At 39.3% G+C, this 19179-nt stretch carries 23 protein-coding genes; 9 read left to right on the top strand and 14 right to left on the bottom strand.

Annotation, left to right across the window (positions count from 1 at the left end):
• Window positions 1-129: 129 nt before the first annotated feature.
• Window positions 130-333, bottom strand: a complete 204-nt coding sequence (locus tag EHO58_RS05430) for a hypothetical protein (protein WP_135679063.1) — start codon at window positions 331-333, stop codon at window positions 130-132.
• Here EHO58_RS05430 and EHO58_RS05425 point away from each other — a divergent pair.
• Together EHO58_RS05425 and EHO58_RS05415 are read left to right on the top strand one after the other, a co-directional pair.
• Entirely contained in the window at window positions 314-1201 is an 888-nt protein-coding gene (locus EHO58_RS05425) for a pirin family protein (protein WP_135679061.1), read from the top strand. The genes EHO58_RS05430 and EHO58_RS05425 overlap by 20 nt on opposite strands.
• 287 nt (window positions 1202-1488) lie before the next feature.
• A complete protein-coding gene (locus tag EHO58_RS05415) occupies window positions 1489-2181 on the top strand; it encodes a class I SAM-dependent methyltransferase (RefSeq protein WP_208728697.1) in 693 nt (230 codons plus the stop codon).
• Between the two features lie 261 nt (window positions 2182-2442).
• Here the strand turns inward: EHO58_RS05415 and EHO58_RS05405 are convergent, their stop codons facing one another.
• On the bottom strand, window positions 2443-3720 hold the full coding sequence (locus tag EHO58_RS05405) for a PilZ domain-containing protein (RefSeq protein ID WP_135625675.1): 1278 nt from the start codon (window positions 3718-3720) through the stop codon (window positions 2443-2445).
• A 176-nt stretch (window positions 3721-3896) separates the two neighbouring features.
• Here EHO58_RS05405 and EHO58_RS05400 point away from each other — a divergent pair, with 176 nt between their 5' ends.
• Together EHO58_RS05400 and EHO58_RS05395 are read left to right on the top strand one after the other, a co-directional pair.
• Window positions 3897-4424 carry a hypothetical protein gene (locus EHO58_RS05400; protein ID WP_135625676.1) on the top strand — a complete coding sequence of 176 codons (528 nt, stop codon included), beginning with the start codon at window positions 3897-3899 and terminating at the stop codon, window positions 4422-4424.
• Complete coding sequence (locus EHO58_RS05395; RefSeq protein ID WP_135625677.1) at window positions 4424-5212, top strand: enoyl-CoA hydratase/isomerase family protein; 789 nt, start codon at window positions 4424-4426, stop codon at window positions 5210-5212. The genes EHO58_RS05400 and EHO58_RS05395 overlap by 1 nt, the downstream gene beginning before the upstream one ends.
• A 58-nt stretch (window positions 5213-5270) precedes the next feature.
• On the opposite strand, the gene EHO58_RS05390 is transcribed toward EHO58_RS05395, so the two are convergent.
• From EHO58_RS05390 to EHO58_RS05370, 5 genes are all read right to left on the bottom strand, one after another.
• Window positions 5271-6524 (bottom strand): hypothetical protein, encoded by a 1254-nt coding sequence (locus EHO58_RS05390; RefSeq protein ID WP_135679121.1) that lies wholly within the window; start codon window positions 6522-6524, stop codon window positions 5271-5273.
• Window positions 6525-6618: 94 nt separating this feature from the next.
• Window positions 6619-7374 (bottom strand): LIC_10740 family protein, encoded by a 756-nt coding sequence (locus tag EHO58_RS05385; protein WP_135679057.1) that lies wholly within the window; start codon window positions 7372-7374, stop codon window positions 6619-6621.
• Entirely contained in the window at window positions 7355-8446 is a 1092-nt protein-coding gene (locus EHO58_RS05380) for an N-acetylmuramoyl-L-alanine amidase family protein (protein ID WP_135625679.1), read from the bottom strand. The genes EHO58_RS05385 and EHO58_RS05380 overlap by 20 nt, the downstream gene beginning before the upstream one ends.
• Window positions 8413-10092, bottom strand: coding sequence for a DEAD/DEAH box helicase (locus EHO58_RS05375; RefSeq protein WP_135679054.1), 1680 nt, complete (start codon window positions 10090-10092; stop codon window positions 8413-8415). The genes EHO58_RS05380 and EHO58_RS05375 overlap by 34 nt, the downstream gene beginning before the upstream one ends.
• Window positions 10089-10889 carry a class I SAM-dependent methyltransferase gene (locus EHO58_RS05370; protein WP_135679052.1) on the bottom strand — a complete coding sequence of 267 codons (801 nt, stop codon included), beginning with the start codon at window positions 10887-10889 and terminating at the stop codon, window positions 10089-10091. Before EHO58_RS05370 ends, EHO58_RS05375 begins: the two co-directional genes overlap by 4 nt.
• Before the next feature lie 137 nt (window positions 10890-11026).
• Between EHO58_RS05370 and EHO58_RS05365 the strand changes: the two genes are divergently transcribed.
• Genes EHO58_RS05365 through EHO58_RS05345 form a run of 5 tightly spaced genes read left to right on the top strand, consistent with a single transcriptional unit; the run spans window position 11027 to window position 14195 of the window.
• Window positions 11027-11485: a RidA family protein gene (locus EHO58_RS05365; RefSeq protein WP_135625682.1), complete on the top strand. Its 459-nt coding sequence runs from the start codon at window positions 11027-11029 to the stop codon at window positions 11483-11485.
• Window positions 11482-12054 carry a hypothetical protein gene (locus tag EHO58_RS05360; RefSeq protein ID WP_135625683.1) on the top strand — a complete coding sequence of 191 codons (573 nt, stop codon included), beginning with the start codon at window positions 11482-11484 and terminating at the stop codon, window positions 12052-12054. Before EHO58_RS05365 ends, EHO58_RS05360 begins: the two co-directional genes overlap by 4 nt.
• Window positions 12055-12063: 9 nt before the next feature.
• Window positions 12064-12744, top strand: coding sequence for a molybdate ABC transporter permease subunit (modB, locus tag EHO58_RS05355; RefSeq protein ID WP_135625684.1), 681 nt, complete (start codon window positions 12064-12066; stop codon window positions 12742-12744).
• A 15-nt stretch (window positions 12745-12759) separates the two neighbouring features.
• Complete coding sequence (gene modA, locus EHO58_RS05350; protein ID WP_135679050.1) at window positions 12760-13524, top strand: molybdate ABC transporter substrate-binding protein; 765 nt, start codon at window positions 12760-12762, stop codon at window positions 13522-13524.
• A complete protein-coding gene (locus EHO58_RS05345) occupies window positions 13524-14195 on the top strand; it encodes an ATP-binding cassette domain-containing protein (RefSeq protein WP_135679048.1) in 672 nt (223 codons plus the stop codon). The genes modA and EHO58_RS05345 overlap by 1 nt, the downstream gene beginning before the upstream one ends.
• Here EHO58_RS05345 and EHO58_RS05340 read toward each other — a convergent pair.
• The 7 genes from EHO58_RS05340 to EHO58_RS05310 all read right to left on the bottom strand — a co-directional run bounded on the left by EHO58_RS05340 (window position 14192) and on the right by EHO58_RS05310 (window position 19153).
• Entirely contained in the window at window positions 14192-14524 is a 333-nt protein-coding gene (locus EHO58_RS05340; RefSeq protein ID WP_135650548.1) for a metal-sulfur cluster assembly factor, read from the bottom strand. The two genes, EHO58_RS05345 and EHO58_RS05340, sit on opposite strands and share 4 nt — an antisense overlap.
• Before the next feature lie 65 nt (window positions 14525-14589).
• Window positions 14590-15744, bottom strand: coding sequence for a chromate efflux transporter (gene chrA / locus EHO58_RS05335; RefSeq protein WP_135679046.1), 1155 nt, complete (start codon window positions 15742-15744; stop codon window positions 14590-14592).
• A 54-nt stretch (window positions 15745-15798) separates the two neighbouring features.
• Window positions 15799-16629, bottom strand: coding sequence for an AraC family transcriptional regulator (locus tag EHO58_RS05330; protein ID WP_135679044.1), 831 nt, complete (start codon window positions 16627-16629; stop codon window positions 15799-15801).
• A gap of 81 nt (window positions 16630-16710) precedes the next feature.
• Entirely contained in the window at window positions 16711-17148 is a 438-nt protein-coding gene (locus EHO58_RS05325; protein WP_135679042.1) for a PIN domain-containing protein, read from the bottom strand.
• Window positions 17149-17448, bottom strand: a complete 300-nt coding sequence (locus tag EHO58_RS05320; RefSeq protein ID WP_135679040.1) for a type II toxin-antitoxin system Phd/YefM family antitoxin — start codon at window positions 17446-17448, stop codon at window positions 17149-17151.
• A 54-nt stretch (window positions 17449-17502) separates the two neighbouring features.
• Window positions 17503-17928, bottom strand: a complete 426-nt coding sequence (gene sufU, locus EHO58_RS05315) for a Fe-S cluster assembly sulfur transfer protein SufU (RefSeq protein WP_135679038.1) — start codon at window positions 17926-17928, stop codon at window positions 17503-17505.
• Entirely contained in the window at window positions 17912-19153 is a 1242-nt protein-coding gene (locus tag EHO58_RS05310) for a cysteine desulfurase (RefSeq protein WP_135679036.1), read from the bottom strand. The genes sufU and EHO58_RS05310 overlap by 17 nt, the downstream gene beginning before the upstream one ends.
• Window positions 19154-19179: the final 26 nt, after the last annotated feature.

Here is a 19179-nt window from a genome sequence, read left to right as displayed (position 1 = left end):
AAATACTGCAAAACTGAGTCAATGGATTTCAAAGAAAAAGAAAAAAATTAGCGTTATTCGATATTACATTATTGTAACAAACGTAGAATCATCCTTTTATTAGAATATGGTCCAAAGTAAAAAGATTATTCAAAAAGCTGCATAAACAAATTTCCCTGTTGCAGAATCAAAAATTAAATATTCTATTTTTGAAGCTTCAGTGACTAGAGCGTCTAAAAACTTAGTCACTTTATAGCCGCTAAAAATCTCAATAGCGAGAAACGTATCTAAAGTTTTTACTTTCTTCTCTCCGCAGTTTCGTAGTCCAATATTTATGAAAGAAATATTATTCACTCAACGAGCCGATACTCCTCATTGGGTCGGAGACGGCTTTCCAGCAAGATCCATTTTCAGCTATAGGGATATCGCCAAAGATATTTCTCCATTTTTATTAATGGATTATTTAGGCCCTGTCGAATTTGCTCCATCAAAATCGAATCATCGCCTCGGTGTTGGTGAACATCCTCACAGAGGTTTCGAAACAGTTTCGATCATCTATTCAGGCGAATTAGAGCATAGAGATTCTTCCGGCGGTGGTGGGGTCATTAGGGCCGGCGATGTTCAGTGGATGACTGCCGGCTCCGGACTGGTTCACGAGGAGTTTCATGGAAAGGAATTCTCCGAAAAAGGCGGAGAATTGCATGGTGTTCAAATTTGGGTCAACTTACCTAAAAAATTTAAAATGACCAAACCCAAATACCAAGGAATCAAAAAAGAAGATATTCCGGTTGTTCAACTTCCGAATGGAGCGGGAAATCTAAGAGTGATCGCTGGCGACTACGATGGAAAAAAAGGTCCAGCGTCGACTTTTACCCCAATCAATTTGTGGGATATTCATCTTAAGGCCGGTCGACTGGTTGAGTTCAAGGTTCCCGTCGGTCAAACAGCAGTTGTATTTGTGGCTCATGGACTTGTCGCAGTCAACGAAGCACAGTCCATTGGAGACGCGGAAATTGCGGTTTTAGAAAGAGAGAATGACACATTTACTCTTAAAGCCACTCAAGATGCGGAACTTATGTTTTTGGGAGGTGAAATAATCGATGAACCCATTCTAGGATATGGTCCGTTTGTAATGAACACGTCAGCCGAAATTGCGGAAGCTTTCCAAGATTATGAAAACGGAAAAATGGGTGTCCTCGGAAAACTAGAAGGTTCAGAATGAGAAGTGGATACTAAATGACTTCTACGCAAAGCACTGTCCAACTCCTGAGTGCAAAAGTAGAATCTTAGACAAAGAGATCAGCACTCGACCAGATCTGATTAGATGCTCTAAGTGTAGACATCTCACTGCGCTTATATGAAAAGCTGTGATTTCGCGCATTCTGCAATTTGGAAATAAGTCTGTATTGCTTCGGCGAGAGGCACGAAATTGCGCTTCGTAATATGCTTTACTACAAGCGATTGATCAGTAAATTCGGCTTTGCATTGGTAATGCTTCAAAGGATTTTTATGGCTTCTTATGAATACTACAAGAAAATTATTGGAGATATGCCTGTAATTGGAAATTTTCTTAAATGGTTGTATCTCCGATTATCTATATTTAGGAAATTTCCTGGATCAGCGTCTTATTGGGAATCCCGCTATCAGGAGGGAGGCAGTTCTGGTGCTGGATCTTATAATTTTTTAGCAGAGTTTAAAGCTGAAATCATTAACGCTTTTGTTCAAGAGAATAAAGTGCAAACAATAATCGAGTTTGGATGTGGCGACGGGAATCAATTAAAACTTGCTCAATACCCGAAATACATTGGGTTTGATATAAGCCCTTCGGCGATATCAATCTGTCGCGAACTATTTAAAAATGATAAAAATAAAAACTTTAAAGTATTGAACGATTATTCTAACGAAAAAGCTGAGTTGGTGCTTTCTCTGGACGTAATTTATCATCTGGTCGAAGATGAGGTATTTGAACAATACATTCGAAATATATTTAACGCTTCTGATAAGTACGTAATTATCTATTCCAGCAATGTGGACCTCCCACGGGAATTTCATGTTCGACATCGAAAGTTTAGCAAGTGGATCGAGGAGCATATTCCGGAATGGAATTTGGAAGAACATATTCCAAATCGATATCCATATCATGGAAATCATTGGAAAGGATCGTTGGCTGACTTTTTTATTTATAGGAAAAGAAAAAAATAATTACTAATTATAAAGGGCAACATATTTCCAACGGGGAAATATTCATCTGATAACTTTTTGAAAAAATGAACATTTTTTTAAAATTTGTTCCTTGGAGTTCCTCCCAAAACCTGCACAACTCCCACGTGTGAAAACCATATCTTAGATAAAGAGATCTCTACTATACCAGATGTGATTCGCTGTAGTAAATGCCATTCTCAACTATATCTGAATGAGTTTGCATTCATTAAAAATGCGGTTGCGATTCGAAGAAAAGAATCCCTACTCGAATAGTATCCGCATCTTCTTGCTAAAAATATAATGTTGCAAGAAGACCATATCATCCGGATTCGCATCAAAAAAATTCACACCTAATTGGTATTTGCCGGTTCCGATCTCCAGGAATCGAACCACTTCTCCTCTTAGGACTAAATTCCTTTCCGAAATAGGAATAAACATTTTAATAATATTGTGCTGCTTTAAATAATTGAAAGTCCTCTCATCTTCTATTTCGAATAGGAGTCCATTCATACTGATATCTAAAATTCTAGTTACAGCTTTTTCATTTCTAAAGTTTTCCTGACGGATATACACTTTAGTCAATGCGTAAGTTAGAATATCTCCTAATTCTTCTATATACAATGCTTGTTGCTGCACGATAGAGAATTTATCCATCGCTGTGGAGAATACTTTTACATAACCGATTGGGTCGTTGAACAATCGAATTGGAGTGACTATATAAGAGATTAAAAAGTTACGAACTTCTTCCTTTTGGAGTTCTCTGAAAAACTCATCTGCCTTTGCCTGTCCTCTAGTTTGGATCAAGTGTATATATTCATCTCGGAAATTATCTAAATAAGGATCTTTCTCCTCTCCTATATAACTTTTAATCAAAGAACAATCTGGAACATAGACGGGACGGTTATACTTTTTAATAAAGTCTCCGAAAAATCCTCCGTCTTTTCCCGGCCCAAAAAAAACGATCTCATAGTCTCTGGAAATCCCCAAAATATATTCGGTAACCATTAGGTTAATCAACTTAAGGCTGGGATTATCTTTTTTGATCTCCTTCATGAGATGGAAAAATCTTTGTTCTACGCTTAGATTTTTTCCTAATTCTCTTTCTCCTCCGCTCAAGGAACGATAAAGAATCACATAATTCATGAAAAGATCGTCTACCGCGACCCTTAGGTTTTTACGGAATGCGGCAGCTTGTAGTTCAGAAGGGATCTTGACCCTTACGTGGTCTTCCCAAAAATCCAGGAGTACCACTTCGAATTGATAAAGTATATTCAAGATTTCGAAACTGATTTTTGCTCTTAGTATTCCTTTTGGTTGTAGATAAGGAACGTATAGAACAAGAGTGTCTTCGCTGACTTCCTCGACAACCGAGGTAAGTTTCTCTCCTTCGTAATCGAACGGGAATTCTCTTTGATCCGCTTTCAAACTATAGAATAGGTGTTTAACTAGATTGATATCAGAGCCGATGATTGTTTCCCCAAACATCGTTTCTAAAATCGTAATCAATTCTTGGAGTGTATCCGATCGTCCTACAGCCATGGCGGTCCGGGTAAAATTCTCCCGTATCTTTATTTTCGACTTCGGGACTTTAGGAATCCAGTGCCACCTTTCAGAAATTAGAACATTCTCCTTTTTTTCTAAAATGAGACATATACGAGTATTTTCCGGAAGGAAATTGTTCGGGGGATTTTTATGCTTCTGCCGAAAAATAAACCATGGCAGAGAACAAGTCCGAACTGAATCCAGAACTTTTCGATATGATGCGCCGTGGACAACTTTCCGCGAATAAGATCCTTAACTTGATTTCACTTAGAGAACTTGTAGATAAATTCGCTTCCAAGCCGTTTTTGGAAGAAGAAAAACTCCAAGAGATCAAGGAACGCACTGGAGTGGAGCCGGACATTCTTACTTGGGGTGATTATTTCCAAACTGAGATCGCTTCCCGTTATTTTGATAAAGCTGACTCTGAATTTTCTAAGATCGTGGATACTATTCGTTTCGATCTAATCTCTGCTCATCTGATCTTTTCGGATAAACCTGATTATTTTGTGGACTCTGTTAGAGGCCAAGCTCTTGTTTCTAAGTCCATTGATAGCAGTTTTTGGACTTTAGAAGATGAAGAGAATGTTCATTTAGAAATTCTTTTAGATTATTATGACCAAATGGGTATCGGAGAAAAACCTCTTTCTATATCCGATAGAGTTTGGTATGAAAGTTTTGAATTAAAGCAGGAAGCTGTTTAATGGCATTAGTTGATTCAGAAACAGTAGAACTCTCTTCCGAATCTAGAATAGAAATTCTTTATCTGAATAATCCGGAAACCAAGAATTCCATGACTGTTGCCATGGGTCTGGAATTCCAGGCTCATATAGAAAAACTTAAAAAAAATCCACCTAGAGCCGTCGTCATCACCGGTAAGAACGATATTTTCTCTGCCGGTGGTAATTTCGAATTACTAAAATCTTTCGCTGAGAAATCTTTCGAACAAAACAAAAAAGAAATGTTCGAATTTTATAATCTATTCTTAAGCGTTAGAGATCTGAATGTTCCTGTGATCTGTGCGGCAAACGGTCATGCAATCGGTGCCGGCCTTTCTATCACTCTTGCTTGCGATCTTAGAGTTTTTGCAGATGAAGGAAAATACCAATTCAATTTTGTAAAATTAGGAATTCATCCAGGAATGGGATCCAGCTATCTTGCAAAAGAATTGTTCGGTATGGAAACTGCAAACCGTCTTTTATTCTTAGCCGAAACCGTAAGCGGTAAAGAAGCTCTTTCTTTAGGAATTTGTTATGATTCAGTTCCGAAAGCGGAAGTTCTTCAAAGAGCGACTGAAATTGCGATTTCTCTAAGTGAAAGTGCGCCTATGGCACTTAGCGAATTAAAGAAAAATATTTACGATCGTGAAAAACTGAATGCCGCTTTGCGCAAAGAAGCAGAATCTCAGGCTCTTAACTTCCTTTCCCAGGATTTCAGAGAAACGATTAAATCTATAGAAGAAAAAAGAAAACCTGTATTCAAAGGGCGTTGATCAAATCGCCATCTTTTCAGCGATATTGTATTGATGGTCTTTCTTACCTTAAGACTGACTATAAATTCTTTAATAATGGTTTTAATTCCAGAAGTATCTGTTCTTCAGGAATTGCCAAATCCAGTTTATCCACTTTTTTAGGAATTCTTCCAGAAGAAACATCATCTCCCAATGCTTTGATCTTAGCCAAGATAGCCTGATCTGTACAATTAGAGATAGAGATAATATTTGGGACTTCTTTTCCCCAAGAAAATTTAAGTCCAGGTGAATCTACGAAGAAGGACTCGGTAATCCCATCCCCTTCCTTGTCTATCATAGTGTAAACTGTGGAGTCTCCAGTAACTACTGTGACCTTCTTCCCTTTTAAAAAACGATCCACTTTGATCCGAGTATTTGTCATATCTCGGTTCCAAATATAATAATACAATTTATCTATCTGAGAATCTATCAGTCGGTCCACTGCGGTTTTAAAAAGTTGTCCGTATTTTTTCCCAACTTCTTCTTCTCCCCTCATGAGGCCATCTACTTCTCTTGGAGTTGTAGAATGAAGATAAAAATCCGGCAGTCCATTAGAATGATTCGTATAAAATATCTGTTCTTTTCTATCACCAGGATAAGGATTCGAATCTACGGATGTACTATGCAAAAAACCTAATAGGAATTTTTTCCTTTCTTGGGTTTTGGATTTCAATTCTTCGAATCTTCCTCTAAGAGAACTTGTTTTAGGAGAATCTTTTCCGTAAATACGTTCCGTTCTGGAATATTCCGCGTAGGCAGCCTTCTCCGCTGCATAAGATTTCAAAAGTTCATCATCATATTTTAATAAAAGATCGAACTCTTTATTCTTCTCTTCCGGTTCTGCAGAAGCTCCCGGACTAGCATTCGTTTTAGTTGTTTCCGCCTGGTTTGGTTCTGTTTTAGAAGAAGGTTTGGTTCTTTCCGATTCGGGTAATTTATAATATTCCTGTTCCAGATCTTTTAATCTGGTAAATTTATAAATTTTATTTAAATAATCCTTTTCCTTCTCCTTCACTTGGGCTGGATCATCGAATCCATCCTTTAAAAGAGTAAGTTGTCCTCTATCAATGATGAGTAACGTGGCTTCCGAAGTATCTCTGTTCAGATTTCTCTCAGGAAGAGCCTTACCTTCTTTGTCCACCAATTGTATATAATGAAATGCCACACGATCCGTGCGGAAATCGTTGATGTTTGTTACATCTGGAGAATTTTGCAGATCCGGAGCTGCGGATAATATGACCCCGGAGATCGAAAGAATAAAAACGACTAAGGTTGTACGTTTGGACCCGGACATATCCTTAATACTATCGGCTTTGAAAAGGGCCAAAACAACCCTTTCGTCCAGTTAATTTAGAGAGAAAACCGCTAATACGGAAGAAATCTTAGGACTATCTTGTATGGATAGAAGAGAGCAAATAACTTAAACCGGGCAGATCTCCCACTTCTCCACCTAACTTATATTCGATCCGATTCAGATCCGGATAATTTTCGAATAAGGTTTTTTCAGTAGCTAAAAATGCAGAAGACAATAGGCCTAATTTTTTACGCTCTATCTCTGCAGACTTTTGTTCTTCCGTCATTTGACTTGCGTAAGTATAGTCGATACGGAACTTCATGTCTGAAAGTAAATTTTCCAATGTGGACTTTCTCAAATCCAAGATGAGTAGATCTCCTCTTTTCCAAATAGAGATTACCGAGTCTTGTAAGTTAGGAAGTTTTTTCAGATTTCTATACTGAGCAGAAGCATTCGGAACAGTAGGATCGAAATAACTGGATTCTCCAGCTTCTCCCACTAATGTCAAAACATCATGTCTGAAATCCTCTCCAGTTAAGAGGACTTTTCTTTTTACCGGGAATACCTGGCCTTCTCCATCGGAACCGTATATTACGATTTCTTTTCTAGGATCGAGATTAGGCAGATCATATAATGTAAATGGGACGAGTAACTTTAACGGATTTTTTCCTGCGAGAATGAAACCGGTTAGGAATAATAATACGATGATCCAAGAATAAGTTAAGAATAATATTCGTTTGGATTCTTTGGAATCTGCGGCTCTGGTCGCCAATTCGAAAACCCAAGTATAGAAGGTATCCAAATGAGTGAGGAAGCGATTCCAAATTTCCTTAATCTTTTGCAAGTTCATACGCTCTCATACCTTCTAATATACTTTTGGCCAATTTCACTTGATGAGTTTTATCAGCCAATACCTCCGATTCTTTATTATGGGTGAGGTAACCCATTTCGACCAGAATGGCAGGCATCAAACTTCCCCTTAGCACGGAAAAGTCCGCTTTCTTCACTCCTCTAGACAATATCTTTGGACCAAGGTTTTTTTTCATCTCGGATTCGACACTTCTGGCGAGAAGACGGCTTCTTCTTTGGATCATGGAGGACATCATCCCGGCCTGGATCTTCCCGTAGGAGGTCCCAGCTTTTTTGCCCGAAATCCCATTTTCGAATAATGAGACTTCTCTTGCTGTTTCCGTGCTCGGGGTCTGGGATAAATAATACACTTCGAAACCGTTCACATCCGAAGAAATAGAAGCATTACAATGTAAACTTACGAATAAAACGGATCCGCCTTTTTGGATCTCTTTATTTGCGATCTCCGACCTTCTTTCTAATTCTATAAATGAATCATTGGACCTGGTCAGAATGACCCGAACTTCGGGATATACCTTATTCAGGAATTTTTTCAGGAAGCGAGCTACCTGGAGAGAGACTAATTTTTCTTGCATCCCTTTATCGGAAGAAGTCCCCGGATCTTTTCCTCCATGTCCCGCATCCACTATGATGGCGGAAAGTTTTAATCTTTCCGCTTTAGGCAATAGATCGAATATAAGCTCGTCTTCTTTAAATTCGTAACTTACATCTCCAGGTAATAAACGAACAAAGATCGCTTCTACCAAATCGGGAGGCAGTAAGAAATCCTTATCTTTATAGACGACTGGTAAATTCGTTTTTTCTAAACTACCATTGATTGCATAAAAGGAGGCTCCGATCCTAAATCGGATCTCACCGGAGGCATGGGAAATCGAGCCTACTAATGTAGCAGACTCGAATTTGGATTGTAAACCCGGGATCTTTTTATGGATCTCTTCGAAGGAAACGTATCCGTTCTTGCCGATAGTTTGTATCCTGGACTCGGCAAAAACAGGCGCGCTAAAGAGTAGAAAGAATCCTAACCCCCAAAGAAGGATTTGATCCTTGTCCAAATTGATCCCTTCTTCTTGTCTGAAGATCTTTTAGAATCGTTTATATCGAATAAGTTACGTTTGCTCTTATCGTAATTCGATTTTTGTTTTTTATTCTCGTGGTTTTGATGATTTGGAGAATGTTGTTTTTGGAAATCGGAACGTTGTTTTCCTTTCTTCTGGTTCTGGTTTTTCGGGCCTCTATCTTTACGAGCACCATTGGAACCGAATACGCTGTCCGCTTTTTGTAAAAACTCTTGGGCTTCTTGGATAGCAGCTTCCGGTCTTTTTTTATGACCGCCGTGTTGCTGCTTGCCGCCTGGTTTTGAATCTCTGTTGAAATCTTTTTTGCGATCTCCAGATTCTTTGTTCCAGGTTTTTTCCCCTCTTTGATTCCCACCGCTACCGTTACGTTGGAAATCGCCTCTTTGTTTTTTAGGACCTCTGTCGCCTCTTCCTTGGTTTCTGTTCCCGTTTCTTTCGACAGGAGCATTATCAAATGCATCCCCACCTACAAAAACTTGGAACTCACCGGAAGGGAATGTAAGTGCTTCTTCGTGAACCGGTAGAACGTCTATCTTTTGTTTCAGATATTTTTCTATCTTCTCCAATTCAACATAATCGGATTCGGAGCAGAAGCTAATGGATTTACCCACTCTTCCTGCTCTTGCAGTTCTTCCGATCCTATGCACATAGTTCTCAGTGTCCTGGGGAAGATCGAAATTGAAAACTACTTCGATATTCTCTACGTCGATACCTCGGCTTGCAACATCGGTCGCCACCATAAACTTGAACTTTCCGGATTTAAAATCCCTCATCAGTCTAAGTCTTTTTTTCTGATCTAGGTCGGAAGAAATTCCAGTGATCGGAATTCCGTACTTTCTAAGAGAATAAACTATTTTAGGAATATTCGCTTTAAAATTTGTGAATATAATTCCTTGTCCTTCCAGTTCTTCTGCGAGAATGGAGTTCACCATATATGGTAATTTCTCCTCTCTTCCCAAATGAACCAGCTTCTGATCAATTCTTTCAGTGATGAGTTTATCAGGGTTGATCTGTATCTCAACCGGCTCGTTCATAAAACGATATGCAAGACGCATAACTTCGACGGAGAGAGTTGCAGAAAAAAGTAAAGTTTGCTTTCTATTCTTACATTTATGAAGAAGCCAACGTATATCGTAGATGAAACCCATGTCCAACATACGATCCGCTTCATCCAAAATGAAGAACTCAACCTTTTCTAGATCAGCGCTTCCGCTTCTTGCGAGGTCTATCAATCTTCCTGGAGTTGCAACGATAAGACCGTTAAGTCCGTTTAGATCTCTGTTCTGGACTTTATAATCAGTACCACCGATGATCGGCACAACTCTATAGTCCGTATGTTTCAGTAACTTTTCGGCTTCTTCCGAAATTTGGATCACTAACTCTCTTGTAGGAGCAAGGATCAAAGTACTGACTCCTTGTATTCCTCTCGTCAAGATGGAGTGAATTGTAGGCACCAAGAATGCCACTGTCTTTCCGGTTCCTGTTTGTGCTAAACCGGTAACATCCCTTCCTTCCATTCCGGGAGGGATTGCTTTTTCTTGTATAGGAGTGAGCTCGGTAAATCCTGCTTCTTGGATTGCTTTTTGCAGGTTAGGCTCTAGATTTAATTCTTCGAATTTCATATTTTTTTAATCGCGATTGAGTGGAATGTGTCGGCGTAGCAGGAGAGGTTTGCGAAGCGAACAAAGAGCCGATGTGTCAGGTATTTGCCTTTCCATCCCTTATCTCTATTAGGGTGGTATGACATTGGTTTCCTATATACCGTGACGAGACCGTACATTTTCAACATTTTTTTAAGAGAATCGGGTGAGTAATCCCAAAAATGGTCCGACGGATGAGTACGAAACCATTCTTCAGGATTGGTTTGAAAAGAAGGTCCATTCAATGAAGGAAGACCTAAGAATAATAGCCCACCCGGCTTTAACAATTTATTGATCCTTTCTAAAACAAGTTCCGCATTCGGAAAATGTTCTATTACAAAAAACGCACAGACCGCATCGAAAGTTTCTTTGGGAAAAATAGAATCATCCAAGAACGAACCGGAGACAACATCCAAACCTAATTTGTTTTTGGAGTATTCCGCTTCTGTGGAAGAAAGTTCCAGACCTTTAACTTTGTATCCTTTCTTCTCCGCTTCGGATAAGAAGAAGCCAGCGGCAGATCCTATTTCGAAAAGAGTTTTACCTTTCGGATCTTGGAATGCGCTCATCATTTCTAAACGTGCCTTGGCTAAATTTCTAAGCTGAGGTTCGTCCTCATAGTAGGTCTTTTTGTACTGATTCTTGTATTCTTCCTGAAAGTAGGAATCTTCGTAATCCCTTTCCTTTGCCAATTTATAGAAATGGACCCCCGTGCGACGGCATACCATATAGGCTTCCGGATATTCTGGATGAGGTTCCAATTCGAGTATTGAGGACATGCTTGCCTACAAGAAGCTTGTCATAAAGTCTTCCATACGTAAAGGAAAATCCCCGGGCCTGGAACGAAATACGTGCTTGAAAAAACGAGAAACCATCCAGGAATAGAAGAGAAACGGGAAAAGGAAGCCCTCATAGAATGAGCATACTCGAAAAAATCAAATCCCTTGGGTTGGAACTCCCACCTGCGCCTAAGGCGATTGCAGCTTATATACCTGCCATACAAACAGGAAATCTGGTATTCACTTCCGGCCAATTACCCTTGAAAGACGGCAAACTTATGCTTACTGGAACCCTTGGGGCCGGACTTTCTATAGATGATGTAAAGGCTGCCACAGAACAAGCTGCGTTGAACGGACTCGCAGCGATCGCAGGAGTGATCGGAGATTTGGATAAAATAAAGAGTATCGTAAAAATCGGAGTATTTGTGGCTTCCAACCCTGATTTTACGGAACAACATCTGGTCGCGAATCATGCATCCAATCTACTCTTAAGTATTTTTGGAGAAGCAGGACGTCATGCACGCTTTGCAGTGGGAAATTCTGCTCTTCCATTAGGAGCTCCGGTAGAAGTGGAAATGACGGTTTCTTTAGGATGATCAAAAACCTTCTTAGAGATCTAAGTCTCGCGTTGCCTGCCACATCCGTAGTTTTAAACGGATGGAAAAGATTTCTTTCCCAACTTTTAGGAAGATTTATAGAATTCTATTCCGAAAAAAGTGGAAAAGAAAAGTTAATCTTCGTTTTAGCATTGCTGCAGTTATTTTTCAGCTTAGGAAGTTGGATCAATTACTCCATCAATTTAGGTGTAGAATCGGGGCAGGATCTGATTTCCAAACTGGGTAGCTTTTTCGGAATAGAACCTAATCGTAACGGTTTGGAAGAAGTGAATGTAAGAACCGCAGCCAATATATTTTTCATCATCCCTTGTTTTTTAACGTTTTTTTTCGGCGGTTTCTGGAGAAGTGAGTGGGTGGGCAAAACAATCGTTATCCTCCAAGGATTTTCAGGGACACTATTACTCCTTGGGATCTTATTGCCGGATGTATTCTTTGTAAGTTTTATAAGGGACCAGGACTATTATTATAATTTTAACTTTTATGCATTCTGTTCTTTATGGGCATTCACAACGGCTTCTTCCCTAACATTATGGAATTCTAAACTTTAAGTTGATCTGATGGATACTTTTGATTGGGACTCCATCAGATATCCTTTATTTCTCACATTAAAGGTAACATTTTTTTCTACATTCTTCGCTGCTTTACTCGGGATATTTTTCGCATACTGGATGTCCAAACTTAGATTTTTCGGAAGGGCATTTGCAGATGCAATTCTAACTCTGCCAATGGTTCTTCCCCCTACTGTTCTCGGGTATTATCTATTGGTAATATTCGGTAAAAAAGGACTGCTCGGGCATTTTCTTATAGAACAATTCCATTATTCTATATTATTCAATTTGCATGGAGCAGTTTTAGCTTCTACAATTGTTTCCTTCCCCTTAGTTTATAGATCCGCAAAAGCAACTTTTGAAGATCTAGATCCTGAATATGAAGAGATCGCCCTCACCCTAGGAAAATCTAAATGGGAAACTTTTTTAACCGTGATACTTCCACTTTCCTGGAGAGGAATTTTAGCAGGTTCCATGATGGCTTACGCAAGAGGAATGGGAGAATTTGGCGCCACATTAATGATCGCAGGAAATATTCCTGAAAAAACACAAACCATTGCGCTTGCAATTTATGATTCTGTTCAATCCGGAAAAGACGAATTTTCTTTGGTTCTTGTATTCGTAGCATCCATTACTTGTGTATTGGTATTGACAGTTTCCGGGATCTTACTTAAAAAATCTCATTGGTAAGGAATTATTAAACGAATGATCAAAAGATTATATATTTTACTCCCTGTTTTACTTCTACTCATCCAATCCCCTTCTTACACACAAGAGAAGGAAAAAGAGATCACAATCTCTGCAGCATCCAGCTTGACCGATGTTTTGAAAGAACTCGGAACCACATTCAAACAAAAAACAGGGATCAAGGCAGTATTCAATTTCGGATCTTCCGGAAGTTTATACCAACAAATAGAAAAAGGTGCTCCGGTAGATGTTTTTATCTCAGCAGATCAGGACATAGTAGATAAAGGGATTAAAGCGGAAGTTTTAGAATCCTCTACAAAAACGATCTTACTCAAAAATACTTTAGTTCTAATCCAACCCAAGGCAAGCGAACTCAAGATCAAAAAATTGGAAGATCTACAATTGCCCGAGATCAAAAGAATCGCGATTGGAAATCCAAGTTCTGTTCCGGCAGGGAAATATGCGGAAGAAGTTCTTACCAAGAATAACTTAAACATTTCCTTAAAAGAAAAATTTATCCCGGCAGAAAACGTAAGGCAAGTTTTAGACTATGTAGGAAGAGAAGAAGTAGAAGTTGGATTTGTATACATCACAGATGCAGCAATCGCAGAATCCAAAGTTAAGATAGCACTTACATTAAGTGGACACAAACCGATCTTATACCCGGGAATTTTAGTAACCGGGACCAAAAATTCAGAAGAAGCAAAATCTTTCTTGGAATTCTTAAAAAAATCTCCAGAAGCAAAAGAAACATTTATAAAATATAAGTTTATACTTCCTTAATGTCTTTAACGGTAGACATCCGAAAAAAACTCTCCGACGGAAATCGAAAATTCGAATTGGATGTCCAGTTTGAATTTTCGGGAGAATTTCAGGTATTATACGGTCCTTCCGGAGCAGGAAAAAGTCTCACCTTACGAGCATTAGCCGGTCTTTTAAAGCCTGATTCCGGGCATATATCTTTTGCAGACGCTGTCTATTTTGATTCTTCTTCCAAAAAATATATCCCGCCCCAAAAAAGAAATCTAGGCTATGTTCCCCAAAGTTATGGACTGTTTCCTCATCTAACTGTCAGAAAGAATATAGAATTCGGATTAAACAAAATCTTTCAAACCACGAAAAAAAAAGACAAGGAAACAGTTTCTTATCTGATGAATTTATTCGAGATAGAAGAAACTTCCGAAAGTTATCCTAAACATCTTTCAGGTGGGCAAAAACAAAGAGTGGCGATCGCAAGAGCACTTGCAAGAGATCCTAAAATTTTACTTTTAGATGAACCGTTTGCGGCACTTCATACGGATCTAAGACAAAAGATGAGAGAAGAATTAAAAAGTTTAAGGCATAAGATCAGAATGCCAATTCTTCTGATCTCACATGACCCCAAGGATCTGGAATATTTCGGGACTAGTGCCCTTTATATGGAAGACGGTAGGATAATTAGTAACCGTTCTTAGTAATCGAAAATCCCAAGATCCATTTTAGCTTCTTCGGAAGCCATTGCTCTTGGGTCCCATTTAGGAGTCCAAACTACCTCAACATCCACTGAGTTGATACCTTCCACTCTAAGAGCGTTATCTTCGATATCCTTTTTCATTTGAGGGCCGGCAGGACAAGCCATAGAAGTATAAGTCATTTCTATTTTGGCTTTATCACCTTCTACCTGGATCTTATAGATCAGACCTAACTCCGCCACGGAGATACCTATCTCTGGATCTTCTACCCTATGGATCTCAGCATAGACCCTTTTTTCGATCTCTTGAGTTGGTTGTTCTAATAATTGCATCTAACTATTAGTCTATCTAAACAACGACTCTGTGTAAAGAATTTTAAGAACTCTTTTATTTTCCTTCAGAACGGATTTAAGAATGGAGAAATTAAACCAATGATCAAGATCAACCAGTTCGGGACCTTTAAGAAAACCATCAAAGAGAACAACGAGCAGAATATAAAAAGATCATAAGCGGAGTAAACGGAAGAAGTGAATACAGGGGTACAGAATGCGGACAATAAAATTCCTAATGCACAAAACTGGATCGCATCTATCACGGTCCTCATCTTCGGATAATTTCTTATTTTTTCCCAAAGAGGAAAAAATCCAAACACCAAAAGAAAAGAAGGAAGAAATACGAAAGCAGTAGAAAGAATAGCTCCACCGTAACCTGAGATCATATAACCTAGGTAAGAAGCAAATGTAAACAAAGGACCAGGCATCGCTTGAGCTGCCCCATACCCTGCTAAAAATTCTTCTTTTCCGAGCCAACCTTGTCTTACTACTTCGTTCTCCAATAAAGGAAGGACCACATGCCCTCCTCCAAAAACCAAAGCACCTGATCTATAAAATGAATCAGAGATCGCAAAGGACAGCAAACCGGAGAATGATTTTAATAAGGGTAATAAAAAAAGAAGAAGGAAGAAAAAACCTAAAGACCAGAATGCGATCTTTTTCGGAACGGAGAAGGAAACTGAAACATAAGGAAGATCAGTTTCTTCTTTAAATAGAAAAAATCCGATCCCGGCCCCTATCAAAATCACGATCAATTGGGTAAATGCACCTGAAAATACTAAGGTAATCAGTGCGGAGCCGATGACCATATAGATCTTATATGTATGGTCTTTGGAATTTTTCCACATGGTCAAGATCGCATGAGCCACAACTGCAGCAGCTACCAATTTTAAACCGTGTACCCATTTTAGATCCGGAACTATATTCGATTTTAATAAAATTCCAAAACCGACCATCAATAGAATGGAAGGAAGTGTAAATCCGAACCAAGCAATACATCCTGCTTTCCAACCAGAACGAAGAGTTCCAATACAGATCCCCAATTGGCTGCTCGCAGGACCAGGAAGAAATTGGCAAACCGCCAATAATTCCTTATAAACTTCTTCCGAGATCCATTTTTTGCGAATTACGAATTCTTGATAGAAATAAGCTAAATGCGCAGTAGGGCCGCCGAAAGAGATCAGACCTAATTTTAAAAAAGTAAAAAATACTTCTTTCATCCGAAAACACTATTTAAGCCCTGCGTGTCGACTCCGCAAGACCTTTCGGAAAATTTAATCCTCTACGGGGATCCAAATTTCTAATCCACCCATTCCTGTGACTGGATTGAATTCTTTACCATACCTTTCTAAGTTTGCACCTTCGAAAGGTTTTACTCCGGAATCAGGAAACCATTTGCCTGCTGCAGCAAATGTAGCTCTGATCCCGGCAATATGACCCTTATGAGTAAACACGGCATACTTCTGAGCAGGGATTTTTAATACCTGGAACTCTTTAGGTAACCCGGAAGAATTTGAAACTTCTACTCCGCACATATAATCGAAGTTACCTTCTGCATCGAAATTATAACAAACTCCGTAAGCAGCGTCTCCGACCTGAGAAGGAATATTTCCCAAATATACTCCGAAACTTTGCCATTGATTTGGAATTCCTGCCGGCATTTGACAATCGTAATGTTGTACAGTGCCCGCAAAAAGTCTAGGCGGGATAGTTTCGAATCTGGGTGGATCGATTTTAGGAATTGGTTCTGCGTTCAAGGTGATAGCCTCCACTAAGTTCACATTACCAAGATGACCCTGGGACTTGAGTTGTTCAGGAGTGATCGAAAACTGATCTCTAAAAGCTCTAGTAAATGCTTCGTGAGATCCGTAACCAATATCCAAAGCAAGATCTAAAATATTGGATCCTTTTTCCGCCAATATCTTTGCAGCCTCGCTCAGACGTCGTCCTCTTAGATATCTCATCAAAGAAACTCCCATAGTCAGAGAGAAGGTTCGTGTTAGATGAAAGGGAGAAACCCCTGCATTCTTTGCTACATCTTCTAGAGAAATATTTTCTTTAGAATGACCTTCGATAAACCAGAGAGCCTTTTGAACGAAATCCATTACAGTCCTTGGTACTGTTTCCAGTATCCTAAACTTTATCTTTTACTCTTGCTTGATAGTTCTTGCGATCTGAAAATTTTTTTATTTTTTGGGATATAATTTAAAACCCAACTTTTTAGCCACCGATCTAAATTTTTCATCCATAGAACATAGGATCAATTCGTCCGAAATGGACTTTCTGATATGTAATGCAGTGGCCAAATGAGCTGCATCCAAGGATTTAAGTTCCAGAACTTCTTTATTCTTCTTGATCTCCGTTCGAATATCATCATCCAGATTTTTTAAATTGATTTGAGAAATAAATTCGCCCAGGAACCCTTCTGCATCTTTGAACCAATTTTTAGGTAAATGTTTGGCTTCTTTAGAATAAGTAAAATGTAAACTTCTGAAACTTTCTATCTCAAGCAGGATAGAACCGAACTTGAGATCCGATCTGTTGAAATAATCTAAATGGTCTTCATATCCGACTTCTGCATAAAGAATATTTAATAGAAGACTCGTATCTATATATAAGACCATTTAATCCCTGTCTGCTTGGTAAGCCTCCCTCCAAGCTGTAGAGACTCTGGTTTTGACTTCAGCGTTTAATAGAATGGATTTCGGAATATTGATTCCTTTTGGAGCTTTTGCAGGGATGATAGAGTTCGCGTTAGCTGCTTCTTTGAGATAGAGTTGTGTGCGATCAGATTTTGGATCTACTTTTTTGATCTCTGCAATAGGCTGATTTCTATCCAAAATGAGAACAGTTTCCCCACCTCTTACAAAATCCAGAAAACTGCTCAGATTATTTTTAAGATCTTTGATCCCTACTGCTCTCATACCAAAATTGTAGCTACCGGGGCCACCTCTGTCAAGTCCTTTTGGCCAAATTTACTACTTCCCGATCGCCTTTTCTAAAGTGTTCCAGGCAAGCGTTGCACATTTAATACGCGCCGGAATCTTCTTTACCGCTTCCATGGATTCTAGATCTTCATATTCTTCCGGAAAATTCGGGACCTTATCTTCTAAAAGCATTCCTTTAAATTCTTGGATCAATAATTTTGCTTCCGAGATAGTTTTACCGTAAAGACAATCTGTGAGCATAGAAGCGGATGCTTGAGAAATAGAGCAGCCCTTCCCCACAAAACTGATCTCAGAGATTATATCTCCGTTCAGTTTCAGGAATAATTCTACTTCGTCACCACAGAGAGGATTCACTCCTTCTTGATGAAGATCGGAGTGTTCCATCTTTCCATGATGTCTCGGATTTTGGTAATGATCGAGTAGTACTTCTTGGTAAAGACTATCGCTTAAGGACACGGCCGAAAATCTCCTTCACTTTCTTTAGACCTACCAAAAGAGAATCTACGTCTTCTTTGGTATTATAAAGATAGAAAGAAGCACGGCAGGTGCCTGCGATTCCTTTGAAGTCCATAAACGGTTGAGCGCAATGATGCCCCACACGGATAGCAATTCCCTCTTCGTCCAGAATGGAACCTACATCATGAGGGTGTACTCCAGGGAAATTGAAGGAGATCACTCCACCTCTTTTGTTTAGATCGTTTGTTCCGTACAGTTCTAAACCGCCGAAGTCTTCCAATCGATCTAAAGCATATTGTAGGAGTTCCAACTCATGATTTCTGATCTCTTGCATTCCAACAGATTCAAGATATTCTAAAGCTGCTCCAAATCCGATAACTCCGGAAATATTAGGAGTTCCCGCTTCTAATCTTGCAGGAAGATCCGCATAAGTGGATTTATCCTTCCAAACCTTGGAGATCATATCCCCTCCTCCCATCCAAGGAGGCATTGTGTCTAAGATCTCTTCCTTAGCGTAGAGAATTCCCACACCAGTAGGCCCGAGCATCTTATGAGCGGAGAATGCATAAAAATCAAAATCTTCTTTCTGAACGTTTGTCGGAAGATGGCAGATGCCTTGGGCTCCGTCTATCAACACTTTCGCTCCGACTTCCCTTGCTCTACGGATAATAGCGGAAAGATCGTGAATTGTGCCGGTGACATTGGACATCTGAGCAAGAGCGACTAACTTTACTCTTTCAGTGATGATCTCATCCAAATTACTAAGATCCAAAGTGGAATCTTGGTTAAGAGGAATAAATTTTAAGACTGCTTGTTTTTCCTGGGCTAACATCTGCCAAGGAACCAAATTAGAATGGTGTTCTAATTCTGTGAGAACGATCTCATCACCTTCATGGATATTAGTGCGTCCCCAAGATTGAGCGACTAGGTTGATGGATTCAGTGGTATTGCGAGTAAATATGACTACCTTGGCGCAGGCAGCTCCGATAAATCTGGATGTTCTGATACGAGCCATCTCATATTTTTCAGTGGCCTTTTGGGAAAGATAATACACTCCACGGTGAATGTTTGCATTCTCCGCTTCATAATATTTACGGATAGTATCTATAACAGACTTAGGCTTTTGAGAACTGGCAGCACTGTCCAGAAACACCAAGGGCTTGCCGTTCATCTGTGTAGATAGAATCGGAAAATCTCTGCGTATCTTTTCGAGATCAAAACTCAAAACTTTTGCTCTCCTCGGTTCCCCAT

The organism is Leptospira selangorensis (assembly GCF_004769405.1).
GTDB classification, from domain to species: domain Bacteria; phylum Spirochaetota; class Leptospiria; order Leptospirales; family Leptospiraceae; genus Leptospira_B; species Leptospira_B selangorensis.
Note: the sequence above shows the minus strand (reverse complement) of the source record. Positions and strands in the feature narration are given on the sequence as shown.